The organism is Pseudonocardia sp. C8, from assembly GCF_014267175.1.
Taxonomy (GTDB): Bacteria; Actinomycetota; Actinomycetes; order Mycobacteriales; family Pseudonocardiaceae; genus Pseudonocardia.
This window is the reverse complement of the sequence record NZ_JACMTR010000002.1, coordinates 737037-752458: the sequence shown is the minus strand read 5'-3', so window position 1 is coordinate 752458 and position 15422 is coordinate 737037. Positions and strand designations below refer to the sequence as shown.

The 15422-nt window shown below is 76.4% G+C and carries 15 protein-coding genes; 3 read left to right on the top strand and 12 right to left on the bottom strand.

Annotated features, from left to right (window positions below; translation table 11 throughout):
* Nucleotides 1-25: 25 nt before the first annotated feature.
* Nucleotides 26-628, bottom strand: coding sequence for a M48 family metallopeptidase (locus tag H7X46_RS04270; protein ID WP_186358159.1), 603 nt, complete (start codon nucleotides 626-628; stop codon nucleotides 26-28).
* A gap of 375 nt (nucleotides 629-1003) precedes the next feature.
* On the opposite strand from H7X46_RS04270, the gene H7X46_RS04265 reads away from it, so the two are divergent.
* Entirely contained in the window at nucleotides 1004-1954 is a 951-nt protein-coding gene (locus H7X46_RS04265) for a hypothetical protein (protein WP_186358158.1), read from the top strand.
* On the top strand, nucleotides 1951-3282 hold the full coding sequence (locus tag H7X46_RS04260; protein WP_186358157.1) for an AarF/UbiB family protein: 1332 nt from the start codon (nucleotides 1951-1953) through the stop codon (nucleotides 3280-3282). Before H7X46_RS04265 ends, H7X46_RS04260 begins: the two co-directional genes overlap by 4 nt.
* A gap of 66 nt (nucleotides 3283-3348) precedes the next feature.
* Here H7X46_RS04260 and H7X46_RS04255 read toward each other — a convergent pair whose 3' ends face one another.
* From H7X46_RS04255 to H7X46_RS04240, 4 genes are all read right to left on the bottom strand, one after another.
* Nucleotides 3349-3597 (bottom strand): hypothetical protein, encoded by a 249-nt coding sequence (locus H7X46_RS04255; RefSeq protein WP_186358156.1) that lies wholly within the window; start codon nucleotides 3595-3597, stop codon nucleotides 3349-3351.
* 39 nt (nucleotides 3598-3636) lie between these two features.
* Nucleotides 3637-3897, bottom strand: a complete 261-nt coding sequence (locus H7X46_RS04250; RefSeq protein WP_222131620.1) for a WhiB family transcriptional regulator — start codon at nucleotides 3895-3897, stop codon at nucleotides 3637-3639.
* Between the two features lie 255 nt (nucleotides 3898-4152).
* A complete protein-coding gene (locus H7X46_RS04245) occupies nucleotides 4153-4407 on the bottom strand; it encodes a hypothetical protein (protein ID WP_186358154.1) in 255 nt (84 codons plus the stop codon).
* Between the two features lie 168 nt (nucleotides 4408-4575).
* Entirely contained in the window at nucleotides 4576-6615 is a 2040-nt protein-coding gene (locus H7X46_RS04240; protein ID WP_222131619.1) for an ATP-dependent DNA helicase UvrD2, read from the bottom strand.
* Between the two features lie 167 nt (nucleotides 6616-6782).
* On the opposite strand from H7X46_RS04240, the gene H7X46_RS04235 reads away from it, so the two are divergent.
* Nucleotides 6783-7022 carry a glutaredoxin domain-containing protein gene (locus H7X46_RS04235; protein WP_186358152.1) on the top strand — a complete coding sequence of 80 codons (240 nt, stop codon included), beginning with the start codon at nucleotides 6783-6785 and terminating at the stop codon, nucleotides 7020-7022.
* 164 nt (nucleotides 7023-7186) lie between these two features.
* On the opposite strand, the gene nudC is transcribed toward H7X46_RS04235, so the two are convergent.
* The 7 genes from nudC to H7X46_RS04200 all read right to left on the bottom strand — a co-directional run bounded on the left by nudC (nucleotide 7187) and on the right by H7X46_RS04200 (nucleotide 15413).
* Nucleotides 7187-8221, bottom strand: coding sequence for an NAD(+) diphosphatase (gene nudC / locus H7X46_RS04230; protein WP_186358151.1), 1035 nt, complete (start codon nucleotides 8219-8221; stop codon nucleotides 7187-7189).
* Nucleotides 8218-9603: a pitrilysin family protein gene (locus H7X46_RS04225; RefSeq protein ID WP_186358150.1), complete on the bottom strand. Its 1386-nt coding sequence runs from the start codon at nucleotides 9601-9603 to the stop codon at nucleotides 8218-8220. The genes nudC and H7X46_RS04225 overlap by 4 nt, the downstream gene beginning before the upstream one ends.
* Nucleotides 9604-9721: 118 nt before the next feature.
* Nucleotides 9722-11050: a M16 family metallopeptidase gene (locus H7X46_RS04220; protein ID WP_370588602.1), complete on the bottom strand. Its 1329-nt coding sequence runs from the start codon at nucleotides 11048-11050 to the stop codon at nucleotides 9722-9724.
* Between the two features lie 10 nt (nucleotides 11051-11060).
* Entirely contained in the window at nucleotides 11061-12365 is a 1305-nt protein-coding gene (locus H7X46_RS04215; protein ID WP_186358149.1) for an aldehyde dehydrogenase family protein, read from the bottom strand.
* Between the two features lie 186 nt (nucleotides 12366-12551).
* Nucleotides 12552-13466 carry a class F sortase gene (locus tag H7X46_RS30500; RefSeq protein ID WP_186358148.1) on the bottom strand — a complete coding sequence of 305 codons (915 nt, stop codon included), beginning with the start codon at nucleotides 13464-13466 and terminating at the stop codon, nucleotides 12552-12554.
* A complete protein-coding gene (locus H7X46_RS04205) occupies nucleotides 13463-14446 on the bottom strand; it encodes a DUF4142 domain-containing protein (protein ID WP_186358147.1) in 984 nt (327 codons plus the stop codon). Before H7X46_RS04205 ends, H7X46_RS30500 begins: the two co-directional genes overlap by 4 nt.
* Nucleotides 14447-14549: 103 nt before the next feature.
* A complete protein-coding gene (locus H7X46_RS04200) occupies nucleotides 14550-15413 on the bottom strand; it encodes an exodeoxyribonuclease III (RefSeq protein WP_186358146.1) in 864 nt (287 codons plus the stop codon).
* Between the last annotated feature and the right edge of the window lie 9 nt (nucleotides 15414-15422).

Sequence of the window (15422 nt, the reverse complement as noted above, 5' to 3'; positions counted from 1 at the left end):
CCGGCCGCCCCGGGGTGGCGCGGCCTCAGCTCCCCGCTGCCGCCACCGGGCCCTCCGGGATCCCGGGCTCCGGGGCCTCGCCGTCGGTGGCCGCGTCGCCGTCCACGCCGGTGATGCCCAGCGCCGCCGCGGCGTTGAGCCCCTCCAGGTAGCCGATCGCGCGCTCCGTCCGCGGGTAGCGGTACACCCACGACCAGAAGACGTCGTCGTGCGCGGCGGACAGCAGGTGCGCGAGCTCGTGCACCAGGACGTAGTCGACGACCCAGCCGGGTGCGTCCTTGAGGCGCTCGCTGATCCGGATGGTGCGGTCGTCCGGCGTGCAGGACGCCCACCGGGTCCGCATCGTCGGCACCCACCGGATCGAGACCGGGTCCGGGCGGCCCTCCAACCAGCGCGCCGACAGCTCCCGGCCCCGGGTCAGCAGCGCGTCGTCGCCACGGCGGCCCGGGGACCGGCGGCGCGCCTCGCTCGCCTCGATCCGCTTGACCATCTCGGCGACCCAGTCGCGTTCCTGCTCGGCCGTCATCCAGCCCGGGATGAACACGACCACCCGGTCACCCTCGCGTCGGGCACTGACCATCCGCTTCCGGCGAGCGCTGCGACGGACCTCCACCGGGGGGCTTGCCATGGCCCCAGGGTAGGCTGCCGCGCCCGCAGGGGTGAGCCGCCGGTCGGGGACCGGTGATCGGCACGCCGATGCCGCAGCTCACACGGCACCCGGCCCTCGCTCCCGCGGCCCTCGCCCACCGGACGCTCACCGGTTCCGGAGACGCTCACCGAACCCGGCGACGCTCGCCCGATCCCGTGCGCGTGGCCCGGTTCGGTGAGCGTGGCTCGTCTGCGCGCGGCTCGATCCCGCGTGCGCCGGTCGGAGGAGCGTTCCCGGGATCGGTGAGCGTTCCGCGATGGTGAGCGGATGGGGCGAGTGGGGCCGCCGGTTGCTGGTGCGAACGTCCGGGGCGGTCCCGCTCCGGCGTGGGTGCCGCCGCGGCACCGTGGCGCGATGACCCCACTCCCCCGGCGGCTCGCGGTCGCCCCGCACCACGTCCTGGCCGCGACCGGGCGGCGCACCCGCCGGATCGGCACCGGTGCCCGGGAGCGGGTGCTCGAGGACCTGCCCCCGGCCGCGCTCGCCGCGCTCGACCGGATCGCCGAGGGTCCGGCCATGGTCGTGGAGCTCCTCGCCGGCGCGCCGGCCGGGCCGGACCGGGTGGGGCTCGCCGCGCTGCTCGGCGTGCTGCTGCGGGCGGGCATGCTCGCCGACCCGGACCTCGCGGCGCGGCTGCACCGGGCCCGGGAGTCCGCGCTGGTGGAGGTGCGCGGCGACTCGCCGCTCGCGGTCGGCGTCGTCACCGGGCTGGCCCGGGCCGGGGTCGGTCACGTGCACCCGCGGGTCACCGGGCGGTCCGGGCCGGCCGACGTCGCCGCCGGGCTCGCCCCGGACGCCGTCGGCCGGGACCGCGCGGCCGCGCTGCGCGACCTGCTCGACGCCGCCGGGGCCGGCAGCACGCCGGCCGGGCGGGTCCCGCCGGACCTCGTCGTCCTCGTCGGGGGGCCCAGGCCCGCGCCGAGCGGGGCCGTCGACCACCTCGTCGTCACGCTCTGCAACGGTCGCGGGGTGGTCGGGCCGCTGGTCCTGCCGGGCCGCGGGCCGTGCCTGCGGTGCCCCGGACACGCCGGTGCCGGGGCGGTCCACGACCCGCGGACGGCCGAACCGCACGTGGTCGCGGCGACCGCGGCCCTCGCCGTCGGGCAGGTGCTGGCCGCACTGGACGGTCCGGTCCGGGGCGGTCTGGCGCCCGCGTCGTGGGCGGCCGAGCTGGAGATCGACCCCGGCACCGCGACGATCACGCCGTACCCCGTCCGGGCCCGTTCCGGCTGCCCGTGCGGGGCGGTGACGGGGGCGACGGCACCGTGCACGCCGGCCGCCCCGGGGTGGACAATCATGGTGTGAGCGACATTCCCCGCCGTACGGCCTCCCGTACCGCCAAGCTCGCCGGCATCCCGCTCGGCGTCGCGGGGCGGGCGGCCGCGGGCTTCGGACGCCGGCTCACCGGTGGCGACCGGGACGAGATCTCGGCACAGCTCGCGGCCCGCAGCGCCGAGCAGCTCTTCGCCGTGCTCGGCGAGCTCAAGGGCGGCGCGATGAAGTTCGGGCAGGCACTGTCCGTGTTCGAGGCCGCCGTGCCCGACGAGTTCGCCGAGCCGTACCGGGAGGCGCTCACCAAGCTGCAGTCCGCAGCCCCGCCGATGCCGATGTCCGACGTGGACTACATGCTCACCCAGCAGTTCGGCCGGTCCTGGAAGTCACGCTTCGCCGAGTTCGACGAGGTGCCGGCCGCCTCGGCCAGCATCGGGCAGGTGCACCGCGCCGTCTGGAAGCGCGACGGCCGGGAGGTCGCCGTGAAGGTGCAGTACCCCGGCGCCGAGGAGGCGCTGCGCTCGGACCTGCGCCAGCTCGGCCGGATGAGCCGGATCCTGCAGCCGCTGGTCCCCGGGATGGAGGTCCGGCCGCTGATCGAGGAGCTCCGGAGCCGGATGGAGGAGGAGCTCGACTACCGCGACGAGGCGACCTACCAGCGCGAGTTCGCCGCGTTCTTCGAGGACGACCCGGACGTGAAGGTCCCGCGCGTGGTCGGGTCGGCACCGAAGGCCGTCATCACCGAATGGGTGCAGGGCCGGCCACTGTCCTCGATCATCCGCAACGGCACCCGGGAGGAACGCGACCACGCCGGCAACCAGCTGGCCCGGTTCCACTACGCGGCCCCGGACCGCACCCACCTGCTGCACGCCGATCCGCACCCGGGCAACTTCGGCATCCTCGACGACGGCCGGCTGCTCGTGCTCGACTTCGGCGCCGTCGCCCGGATGCCCGACGGCATGCCGCCCGAGCTGGTCGCCATGACCAAGTACGCCCTCGAGGGCCGCGGCGGCGAGCTGATGGCGCTGATGCGCTCGGCCGGGTTCGTCCGCGAGGGTGCCCGGGTCGGGCAGGAGCAGGTCCTCGGCTACCTGGCGCCGTTCACCGAGCCGCTCGAGAACGACGTGTTCCACTTCAGCCGCCGCTGGCTGCAGGCGCAGGCCGAGCGGGTCGGGGACCTGCGCAGCCCCGACGCCGCGATCGGCCGGTCGCTGAACCTGCCGCCCCGGTTCCTGCTGGTCCACCGGGTGACGATGGGGACGGTCGGCATCCTGTGCCAGCTCGACGCCCGGGTGCGGCTGCGCGAGATCGTCGCCGAGTGGCAGCCGGAGATGTTCCAGTCGGACGCACCGACCGCCTGACCCCGGTCACGGCGGTGCCCCGCCCGGAGCAGGTCCGGACGGGGCACCGGTGCGGCGGCAGGAGCCTCAGCGCGCGCGGGCGCGGGCCCGCTCGGCCCGGGCCGAGGCCCAGGACGCGAGCCGGGACCAGCGGCGCCCCGCGGTGAGCCGGCGGGCGAGCCGGTGCTCGGCCGCCGCGCGTTGCGCCTCCCGCTGATGGGATCTCGCCAGGGCTTCGTGGATGAGCGTCATCGCGTTCTCCTGGTTCACGAGGTGGCCGGCGTGCGCGCCGGGGGTCTCCGGTCGCGCGATCGGTGCCGTGGTCAGGTCGTTCATCGCTGTCGTCTCCTCGTCGGTCGGGGGCGGGGGCGGGGTTCAGCTGCCGGCGGCCAGGGCGAACGCCCGGTCGCGCTCCAGGTCGGCCTTGCGGGGACGTCCCCTCGGGCGCTTGCGCGGGATCACCCGGCCACGCTCGAAGATCTCGCCACCCCACACGCCCCACGGCTCGCCGCGGTCCAGGGCGCCGGCCAGGCAGGCGTCCCGCACCGGGCAGGTCGCGCAGAGCGCCTTGGCCTCCTCCAGCTCGGCGGGCGACTCGGCGAACCACAGGTCCGCGTCGCCGTTGCGGCAGGGCAGGGCCGACGGCGGCCCGGACCGGCGGGCGGGTGCGGACCGCGACCGCGCCTCGTCGGAACCGGCGCAGCCGCCACCGGTCTCGTTCCGGATCACTCCGCCGTCACACGGAGCGGATCGCACGTACACGATCGACCTCCTCGATCGATTTCTCGGACTGTCTTGTCGGGACGGAACCTGCGGACACAAAAATCGGGGCCGCGGAACCCGGTGCGTGGGTTCCGCGGCCCCGATGGGACTCGGCGCGAGCGCTGAGGGTCAGGTACCCCCTCGACGCCCGGGAACGGACGCACCTGTGCACTTGTGGTCATCGACGAACGCGGCCGGGATCGGGGACACCTCTCCCCAGGCACGGAGCGGGGTGACGGCGACGCGGAGCGCGCTCGCCCGGCGGCGGAGGCCGAACTTCCGGGAGGCGGGGATCGCCGCGTGGGCGACCTCGTGCGGCACCACGGTCGCGGGAGCGCACGGCAGGGCGGCGCCGGACCGGTCGACCGTCATGATCGTGGTCATCTCCGCACCTCCTCCGTGCTCCCGCCCGCGGTCCCCCGCGCGGCGCAGGACGGGTGGGAACGCGCTGCTCCCACCGGTGCCGTCGACAGTAGAAGTGCCGCGCACACGGCGGCAACCGGTTTTTCGAAAGTCTCTCCGGAAGTTCACCGGAGGCCGACCGAAGAGGGGCTACCGCTCGTCGTGCTCGGCGAGCAGGCGCAGGACCTCGTCGCCGTACCGGTCGAGCTTGGCCGCACCGATGCCCGGGATCCCGACCAGCGCCGACGGGTCGGACGGGCGCTGCTCGGCGATCGCGGTCAGCGTCGCGTCGGTGAGCACGACGAACGCCGGCACGTCCTGCTGCTTCGCCACCCCTGCCCGCCACTGCTTGAGCCGGTCCAGCAGCTCCAGGTCCACATCGGACGGGCAGTCGTCGCACCGGGTCAGCTTGGTCGCGGTGCTGCCGAACAGCGGCGACCCGCACACCCGGCAGCGGGGCCGGGACCCGCCGGGACGGCGCTCCCCCGCGACCCGGGACGCCGGGTGCGAGTCCGGGATCAGGCCGTGCAGGAACCGGGACCGGCGCCGCTTCGGCCCCCGGCCGGACGCCCGCGACAGCGACCACGACATCGACAGCACCCGACGCGCACGGGTGACGCCGACGTAGAACAGCCGCCGTTCCTCCTCGATGGCGTGCTCGTCGTCGCCGGCGTGCCCGATCGGCAGCGTCCCGTCGGCCAGCCCGACCAGGAACACCGCGTCCCACTCCAGGCCCTTCGCGGCGTGCAGCGACGCCAGCGTCACCCCCTGCACCACCGGCGCCTGGGCGGAGTCGGCGCGGGTGTCCAGCTCGGCGCAGAGCTTCGCCAGGTCGGCCGACGGCTCGAGCGCGGCGAGCTCCTCGGCCACGCCGACCAGCGCGAGCAGCGACTCCCACTGGGCACGCAGGGTGGCGCCCTTCGGGGGCTCGTCGGTCAGCCCGGCGCGCGCCCCGAGGACGGCCCGGGTGACGTCGACGAGGTCGGTGCCCGGCCGTTGCTCGGGCGCGGCGGCCCGCAGCGCGATCATCGCCCGGCGGACCTCGGGCCGGGCGAAGAACCGCTCGCCGCCCCGCACCTGGTAGGGGACGCCGGCGTCGGACAGTGCCTGCTCGTACGCCTCGGACTGGGCGTTGATCCGGAACAGGACCGCGATCTCGGACGGCGGCGTCCCGTCCTTGAGCAGGGTGAGGATCCGGCCGGCGACGTGGGCGGCCTCGGCGGGCTCGTCGTCGTGCTCGGAGAAGTCGGGGTCCGGGCCGGGCGGGAGCTGGCCGACCAGCTGCAGCCGGGACCCGGCCGGGCGGTGCCGTGCCGAGCCGATGAGCTGGTTGGCGCACCCGACGATCTGCGGGGTGGAGCGGTAGTCCCGCTGCAGCCGCACGACCGTGGCGTCGGGGAAGCGGCGCGGGAACTCCAGCAGGTAGCGCGGCGACGCACCGGCGAAGGTGTAGATCGTCTGGTTGGCGTCGCCGACGACGGTGAGGTCGTCGCGGTCACCGAGCCAGGCGTCGAGCAGGCGCTGCTGCAGCGGCGTGACGTCCTGGTACTCGTCGACGACGAAGCAGCGGTACCGGGAACGGAACTCCTCGGCGACCCCGGCGTGCTCCTCCAGCGCGACCGCGGTGTGCAGCAGCAGGTCGTCGAAGTCGAGCAGCTCCGCCGCGTTCTTGAGCTCCTCGTACCCGGCGTAGACTCCCGCGACCTGCTCGGCCGGGCCGGGCGTGTCGCGCCGGCGCCGGGCCGCCTCGGCCGGGTAGTCGGCCGGGGCGATCAGCGACGACTTCGCCCACTCGATCTCCGCGGCGAGGTCGCGCAACGCGTCCGAGTCGGTGCCGGCCCGCGCCCGGGCTGCGGCCTGCCCGACCATCCGGAGCTTGCCGTCGACCAGCGGCCACGGCGTGCCGCCGATCACCTGCGGCCAGAAGTAGCGGAGCTGGCGCAGCGCGGCCGCGTGGAACGTGCGGGCCTGCACGCCGGGCGCGTCGAGCGCGCGGAGCCGGGTGCGCAGCTCCCCCGCGGCGCGGGCCGTGAACGTGACGGCGAGGACCTGACCGGCCGCGACGTGGCCCTGCCCGACGAGGTGCGCGATCCGGCGGGTGATCGTGCGGGTCTTGCCGGTGCCCGCACCGGCCAGCACGCAGACCGGGCCGCGGGGCGCGGTGACGGCGGCGCGCTGCTCCGGATCCAGGCCTGCGCCGCCCTCCGGTGCCGGCGCCGCCCCGGTCCGGGACGCGCGGGCGGGGCGGGCGGCGGTGGTTCGGGACGGCACGGCCCCATCCTGACACCCGCCCCCGACGGTCACCGGCCGGGACGCCGCCCGGGAAGATCCGGGCGCCGCCCGTCGTTGCAGGGGGCATGGCGGACCTGACCATGTACACGACCAGCTGGTGCGGCTTCTGCCGCCGGCTGAAGCTCCAGCTCGACGAGGCCGGCATCGGCTACCGCGAGGTCGACATCGAGCGCGAGCCGGACGCGGTCGCGTTCGTCGAGCAGGCCAACGGTGGGAACCGCACCGTGCCGACCGTGGTGTTCCCCGACGAGTCCGTCGCGACCAATCCGAGCTTCTCCGAGGTGCGGCAGCGCCTGGGCATCTGACCTCGCCCCCCGGAACCGCCCATCGCCGAAATCGGCGGCGCCCGGAACACACTCATGGAGCTTTGGTCCTGTGGCACGGGACCAAAGCTCCATGAGTGTGTTCCGGGGGAGGTCGCGGTCGAGGGGGTCGCGGTCGAGGGGAGGTCGCGGTCGAGGGGGAGCCGTCAGACGGAGCCGGCCCAGGACTCGAGCATGGTGCGGGCGATCGAGACCGATCCCGGGAGCATGACGAGCGGGTCGGTGTCGTCCGGGTCGTCGTCGTGGTCCCGGCCGGCGGGGGCGTCGCGGGTGCCCCAGTCGCCGCGGGCCAGCGCGGCCCGCAGCCGGTCCCGGGTGACCCACCGGGCGTCGGCGATCTCGCCGTCCCGGGGCACCAGCGGCACGTCCGGGTCGCCGATCGCGTGGAAGCCGACCATCAGCGACCGCGGGAACGGCCACGCCTGGCTGCCCAGGTAGGTGATGTCCGTGACGTCGAGGCCGACCTCCTCGGCGACCTCGCGGCGCACGCACGCCTCCAGCGACTCCCCGGACTCGACGAACCCGGCGAGCACCGAGTACCGGCCGACCGGCCACACCGGCTGGCGGGCGAGCAGGACGCGGTCGGCGCCGTCGTGCACCAGGCAGATGACCGCCGGGTCGGTGCGCGGGTACTCCTCGTGGCCGTTCTCGCAGACCCGGGCCCAGCCGGCGTGGTGCGGGCGGGTGCGGGTGCCGTCGACGGCGCAGAACCCGGCCCGGTCGTGCCAGTTCAGGGTCGCGACGGCGCCGGTGAGCAGTCCCGCGCCGAGCGGGTCGAGGAACGCCCCGGCCGCCCGCAGGTCGGCCCACTCGCCCGGCTCCTCGGTGGCGGTCCCGGTGGGTTCGCCGCGCACCGCCCAGTACGGGACGCCGTCGGCCTCGCCGAGCAGGACCGCCCCGGCGGGCGGTTCGGCGGCGAGATCGGTGCCGGCCCGGGTGCGGACGTGCCCGCCCCGGCCGGCGGCGGCGTCCCACGCGGCGGCGTCCGTCTCGCGGAACGCGCGCCCCGGCCCGACCTCCCAGTCGACCGGGGTGCGCCCGGCCTCGTCGACGACCACGACCCGGGCCTTCGGCCACGAGTCCCGCAGGTAGGCGGGGTCGGTCCGCCGGTCCTCGTCGCGGACCAGTGCGGTGCGGGACAGCACCGGCGGACCGGCCAGGGTGAACGGCGGGCGGCTCACGGGCCGCTCACCCCGCCCAGCGCCGCCAGCCGCGGCCCGATCACGTCGGCGTCACCGACGACCACCCCGGTGAAGCGGGACGGCGCGAACAGCTGCGCGGCCGCCTCGGCGACCTGCTCGGTGGTGACCTCCTCGAGCCGGCGCGGCCGGTCCCGCAGCCACTCGACGCCCAGGCCGGCCGCGTCCAGCGACGACAGCGTCCCGGCCAGTGCCGACTGGCTGTCCAGCGAGATCAGCAGTGACCCGACCGCGTAGCGGCGGGCCGAGGCGACCTCGGCGTCGGTGGGCGGGACGGCGACCATCCGCCCGAGCTCGTACCGCGTCTCGAGCAGGGCGGCCGCGGTGACGTCCGACGCGACGTCGGTCTCCAGGCCGAGCACGGCACCGCCCGGCACGAACTCCTGCCCGGAGTGGGCGCCGTAGGTGTAGCCCTTGTCCTCGCGGATGTTCTCCATCCAGCGCGACGAGAAGTAGCCGCCGAACACCAGGTTCGCGAGCTGGAACGCGGTGTAGCGCTCGTCGGTGCGGGCCACGCCCGGCGCCGTGAGCCGCAGCTGGGACTGCACCGAGCCGGGGCGGTGCACGAGCTCGAGGTCCCCGGGCCGCGGCGGCGGGGGCGCGGACAGCCGCCGCGCCGGGTGGTCCCCAGCCCAGCCACCGAGCCGGCGGGCCACCTCGGCGATCGCGGTCTCCGGGTCGATGTCGCCGACCAGCACCAGCCGGGCACCGCCGGGCACGACGACGTCGGCGTGCAGCGCGCGGACCCGCTCCGGGGTGACGGCGGCGACGGCCTCGGCGGTCGGCATCTCGCCGACGATCGGGTGGTCGCCGAACCGCTTGCGCATCACCGCCTCCCGGGCCACGGTCCGCGGCTGGGCGCGGGCGACCGCGATCCGCTCGGCGAGCCGGGCCCGTTCGCGGGCCACCTCGTCGTCCGGGTGGGTGGCCCCGGTGAGGACGTCGGCGAGGACGTCGAGCACGACCGGCAGCCCGGACGCCAGCGCGGACCCGCCGGCCTGCAGCCACTCCGGGTCGACGCCGACGCCCAGCTCCGCGCCGACGGCGGCGAGGTCGTCGTCGATCCCGACCCGGTCCCGGCCGGCGGTCCCGGTCAGCATCGTCTCGGCGAGCACCTCGACGCCGGCCGTCCACGCGGCGTCGGCGGCCGGCTCCGGGGAGGCGGCGGGGATCCGCAGCACGGCCTCCACCAGGGGAACACCGGGCCGGTGGGCTGCGAGCACGGTCAGCCCGTTCGGCAGGGTCTCGGTGACGACGTCGGGCAGCGGCACCTGCTTGGTGGTCCCGAGTGCGGGCAGTGCCCGCGGGCCCCGCTCGGTGCGGCCGATCTCCTCGGCGCTGCGGTGCGTGCGGGCGGCGGTCACGCGGTGCTCCCCTCTGCGGGCTGGTCCGGGGTGGTCGGGCAGGCGGCCGGGCCGGCGGGCCTGCGCGGCGCTGCGGGCGGGTGGACGGGGCGGGCCACGCGCGGCGGGGCGGGCCGGGTCACGCGCCGGCCCCGCTCGCGCCGGAGCCCGGCTCGACGGTCAGCACCGCCCGGCCGGCGGACCGCAGCCGGGCGGCGGCCGCGGCGACGTCGTCGCCGGTCAGGGCGGCCAGCCGGGACGGCAGCTCCAGCGCCAGCTCGGCCTTCCCGTACAGCAGCTCGCGGGCGCCGAGCCCGAGCATCCGGTACATCACCCGGTCGTCCTCGCGGTGCAGTGCGGCCGCCCAGCGGGCGGACTGGCGTTCCAGCTCGGCCGCGCCGGGGCCCTGCTCCGCGAGCCGGTCCAGCTCCTCGTCGACGGCGGCGGTCACCCGGTCCGCGGAGACGTCCGCCGGGTGCACGGCCGTGATCGTGAACGTGTCCGGGTCGCGGGCGTCGAACGGGCCGCCCATCAGCCCGTTCGACGCCGACACGTCGGTGACCAGCCCGTCGGCGTGCACCAGGCGGCGCTGCAGGCGGGCGGCCTCGCCGTCGGTGAGCACCGAGGCGAGCATCGCGTGCGCGAGGTAGCCGTCGGGGTCGGCGGCGGGGTCGGGCACCCGGTAGCCCAGGGCGAGCGCGGGCAGCGGCGCGTGCGCGTCGGTCACCGACTGCCGCCGCTCGCTCCCCGGGGCCGGCTCGGCGAACGAGGGCCGCTCCGGCACCGGGCGGGCGGGGATGTCCCCGAAGTGCCGCTCCACCAGCGCCAGCGTGCCGTCCACACCGGTCTCGCCGAGGTCACCGTGCACGGTGACCAGCGCGTTCCCCGGCGCGTAGAAGGTGTCGAAGAACGCGGCCGCGTCGTCCAGGCTCGCCTGCTCCAGCTCGGAGAAGTCGCCGTAGCCGTTGTGCGCGTTCGGGAACGTGTCGTAGAGGACCGGCGGCAGCAGGATCCACGGGAACCCGCCGTACGGGCGGTTGTGGACGTTGAGCCGGATCTCCTCCTTGACGACGTCCACCTGGTTGCGCAGGTTCTCGGCAGTCAGCTTCGGGGCACGCAGCCGGTCGGCCTCCAGGAACAGCGCGCGCTCCAGGGCCGCCCCGGGCAGCACCTCGAAGTAGTCGGTGTAGTCCTGGTGGGTGGACCCGTTGAAGATCCCGCCGGCGGCCTGCACCTGGCGGAAGTGCTCGAGCTTCTCCAGGCTCTCGCTGCCCTGGAACATGAGGTGCTCGAACAGGTGCGCGAACCCGGTGCGGCCCTCCGGTTCGGACCGGAAGCCGACGTCGACGTGCACCGACACGCCGACCACCGGGGTGGCCGGGTCCGGCACGACGAGGACGCGCAGCCCGTTGGACAGCGTCGCCCGGTGCAGTTCGAGGGCAGGGGTCGCGACATCGGTCAAGGACACGCCCGCGAGGCTATCCCGCGTCCCCGGCGGGCCGCGTGATCTCCGCGGGCGGGAGCACCACGAACTGGCGCAGGCCGAGGTCACGGTAGGTGACCGGGCCGCGCGGGCCGGGCGTCTGGTCGACGTTGATGCCGGTCTCGGGCAGACCGAGGAGCTTGTAGCCGTCGAGCAGCCGGGAGGGGGCGTTCCAGAACACGCCGGTGCCGGTGTAGCGATCGATGAACCGCTGCGCCACGGCCTCGTCGGACGCGCAGATCGTCGCGGCCAGCCCGGACGTCTCGCGGGCGGCGGTGTCGGCGGCGTCGTCCGGGCCGTCGACCGGGGCGACGGTCACGTGCGCCTCCGCCCCGGGGTCGAGGGCCCACTCGTGGCCGAGCGGGTGGGCGTGCGGGGGCTCCGAGAGCGCGATGCCGCGGGCGTCCAGCGCGGCCTTCGCGACCGGCAGCAGCGTGTCGTAGACCGGCCGGTCGACGAGCAGCAGGTTCAGCCGGTTGCAGACGCCCAGCCGGTCGGTGGACTCGGTGACCAGCCGGGTCACGTCGGCCTCGGTGGCGGACGCGTCCAGGTAGAGGACGCCGCCGCCGTCGGCGTGCGCGAGGACGCGGGTGCCCGCGGTGGCCCCCAGCACCGACAGCTTGCGGGTGACCTCCCCGGAGCCGCGGACCACGACCAGCGGCACCAGGTCCGGCAGCCCGACCAGGGCCTCGGCGCCGGCGTGCCCGGGCAGCGGGACGAGCTGCACGGCCGCCTCCGGGAGCCCCGCCTCGGCCAGCGCGGGTCGCAGCACCCCCTCGACGAGCGCGGTCGCGCTGCCGAGCGCGGCCGCACCGGTGCGCAGCACGGCGGCGCTGCGGGCCTTGAGCACCTGGGAGGCGACGTCGACGGTCACGTTGGGCCGCGCCTCGAACACCGCGCCGATGACGCCGACCGGGATGCGCCGCTCGAACACCCGCTCCCCGGTCTCCAGGGTGCGGACCGGCCACTCGGTCGGCGGCTCGGGGGTCGCGGCGAGCACCTCGAGCTGGCTCGCGATCCCGGCGAGGCGCTCCTCGGTCAGCCGGAGCCGGTCGAGCAGGCCCTCGGCCATGCCGTTGCGCCGGGCGGTCTCGACGTCGGCGGCGTTGACGTCGAGCAGCTCGGGGGCGCGGTCGCGGATCAGCGCGGCGGCGGCGCGGAGCACCTCGTCGACCGTCCCGGCGGCCGCGGCGCGGACGGCCGGGGCGGCGGCCCGGGCGCGCTGGGCGGCCTCCCGGACGGCCGCGAACTCCGGGGCCTCGGCGGTGTGCTGGTCGGAATCGGTGACGGTGCTGCTCACGCGGGCCAGCGTAGGCGGTGGGCGGCCGGCCCTCACGCGGGTACCGGCCTGCCCGCGCCGCGCTCGGTGGTGCGGCCGCCGCCCAGCGCCGCTTCTCGCCCGTCCTCGCTTCCGGTCGTCCGGAGATCGACAATTCGCGCCGGGCTGCATGTCGACGGGGTGGGGCGCTGGACGGCGCCCGCCGGATCAGGCGGGCTCGGGGACGGCGTAGACGACGATGTTCGAGTCGTAGCTGCGTGTGGCCGGGTCGAAGACCCCGCCACAGGTGATGAGGACGAGCTGCGGGGGGCCGTCGCGCCGGAACACGTCCCGCGGCAGGTCGTACTTGCCGTACGCGCGGCGCGCGGCGACCCGGTAGGTCACGGGGCGGCCGTCCGCGGCCCGGACGACGACCGGTTCCCCGACGGTGAGCTGCGGCAGCACCGACAGGACACCGACGCCCTGGGTGCGCGAGTCGACGTGCCCGGCGACCACCGCGCTGCCCGCCGCTCCCCCCGGCAGGACACCGGGTGCCCACCAGCCGACGTGCCGGACCTGCTCGGGGACGACCATGCCGCCGTTCGGGCCGGTGCCGACCTGCTCGACCGGTGCGGTGATCCCGCGGGCCGGGAGCTCGAGCACCGCGGGGACGACCGGCGACGGCGGCGCGACCGGCTCGGGTGTGGCGAGCGGGTAGACCGGTGAGACCGTCCACGGCTCCGCAGGGGCGATCGGGGCCGGCCCGGCGAGGCGCGGGGGCGGGGACGCGGGGCCCGGGCCGCCGGGGCCCGGCAGCAACCGTGCGGCCTCGGCGGGGTCGACCGCGCCGTCCTGCGGGGCGGCGGGGCCCGCTGCGGGGCCGCCCGGAGGTGCCCCGGCGGCGAGCTCCCCACCGGTCGGGTCCGGTGGCACGAGGACGGGCAGCACCCGGGAGGCCGGGGCGGTTCGCACCAGGTCCGGGCCGGACGAGGCCGCCGGCACGGTCCCGAGCTCCTCGGCGACGACCCGCGGACCGTCCTGGAGCGCGATCCCGGCGCCGGAACCCAGCAGGCCGACCCCGGCGAGCAGCAGTGCAGCCGCTCCCCGGAGTCCGTCCTGCGGGTGCCGGCGCCGGTGCGTCACGCGCGCGAGCGGCGCAGCAGCCGGACGAGGCCGGCCGCGAGCAGGAGCACGCCGGCGCCACCGAGCGCGGCCGGCAGCACCGCGTCGGTCGACGAGGCGGCCTGGCCGCCGGTGCCGGCGTCGACGGCCGGAGCGCTGCCCTGGCCGGAGCCGCTGCCGGAGCCCTCGGAACCGGCGCCGCCGGCCCCACCGGCACCGCCGGCGCCCGCCTCGGGCCCGGCCGCCTGGCCGCCCTCGCCGGAGCCGCTGCCCGCGCCGCCCTGGCCGGCCGCGCCGCCCTCACCGGCGGCGCCGCCCTCACCGGCGCCACCCTCGCCGGCGGCACCGCCCTCGCCGGGAGCGCCACCCTCACCGGGCGCGCCGCCCTCGCCGGGAGCGCCGGCGGCGTTGCCGCCCTCGCCACCCGGCGTGCCGGCACCGGCCGCGGCGGCGGCCTCGTCCAGCTTGGTCTTCAGCTCACCGAGCTTCGTCACCTGCCCGCGGGCCTGCTCCACCTGCTCCGGCGGCAGGCCGGGCACGTTCAGCAGGCCCTGGGCCTGCTCGTTCAGCTGGCCGACCTGCTGCTGCGCGGCCTGCAGCCAGCCCTGGTCGAACTGCTCACCGGTGCGGGCCTTGAGGTCGTCCACCTGGGCCTGGACCTCGGGAGAGACCTGGTCCGGCAGCGTGACGCCGACCGACGACGCCAGCCCGCGCATCCGCTCGTTCAGCTGCTGCCCCTCGGCCTGCACCTGCGGCGCGAGGTCCTTGACCTGCTGGCCGACGCCCTGCTCCATGCCGACCCCGCCCAGCGCGGCCAGGCCGAGCGCCTTCTGGTGCGCGTCACCGAACGCCTGGCGCGGGTCGCCGACGCCCGGAATCTGCGGGAGCTGCGTCGGGATGTTCGGGACCTGCGGCGTCTCGCCGCCACAGGCGGTCAGCCCGACGAGCGCGCACGCCGCGACGGAGGCGCCGACCGTGCGGCCGATGCGGTTGGTGTTCATAGTCATCCCCCGGGGGTTGCGGTCCACGTGCGTTGGGCTATCAGGGTGAACGGGACCGTTGCAACTCGAACCACACACTCCAACGGTGTACGGCGGCGAACGGCTACTTCTTTCGGACCAGCGGCGCCGGAGTCGACGGCGGCGGAACGACGGGGCCGATGTCACCGTCGGGGGCCTCGTCGAGGTCGAGCACCACCGGCGCGTGGTCGCTCGGGGCCTTCCCCTTCCGTGCCTTCCGGTCCACCCACACCGCCGCACGCCGGCCCGCGGGGCCGTCCCCGGCCAGTACGAGGTCGATCCGCATGCCCTGGTCCTGGTGGAACCGGCCGGCACGGTAGTCCCAGTAGGTGAACACCCGCTCGTCGGGCCAGCGCTCGCGCAGGACGTCCCGCAGACCCGCACCCCGGAGCGCGGCCAGCGCCGCGCGCTCGTCCGGGGTGACGTGGGTGGATCCGTCGAAGGCCGGGCGGTTCCAGACGTCGTCGTCGGTCGGGGCGATGTTCATGTCCCCGGCCACCACCGACGCCGCCGGGTCGCCCGCGGCGACCATGTCGCGCAGCGCGGCGAGCCAGCGCAGCTTGTAGACGTAGTGCGGGTCGGCGGGCTCCCGGCCGTTCGGGACGTACACCGAGGACACCCGCAGGCCGCCGCAGGTCGCGGTGACCGCGCGGGCGTCCGGCCGGACCAGGCCGCCCTCGGTGAAGACGGGCTCGTCCGGGAGCCCGCGGACGACGTCGTCGAGCCCGGCCCGGGACAGCAGCGCCACGCCGTTCCACCGGCCCTGGCCATGGTGCGCGACCGCGTAGCCGCGCGCGGCCAGTGCCTCGTGGAACGCGGCGGCGAAGTCGTCGTCGGAGAGCTTGGTCTCCTGCAGGCAGACGACGTCCGGCTGCCGTTCGTCGAGCCACGGCAGCAGGCGGGGCAGCCGGGACTTCGCCGAGTTCACGTTCCAGGTGGCGAGGCGCACGGCCGCCGA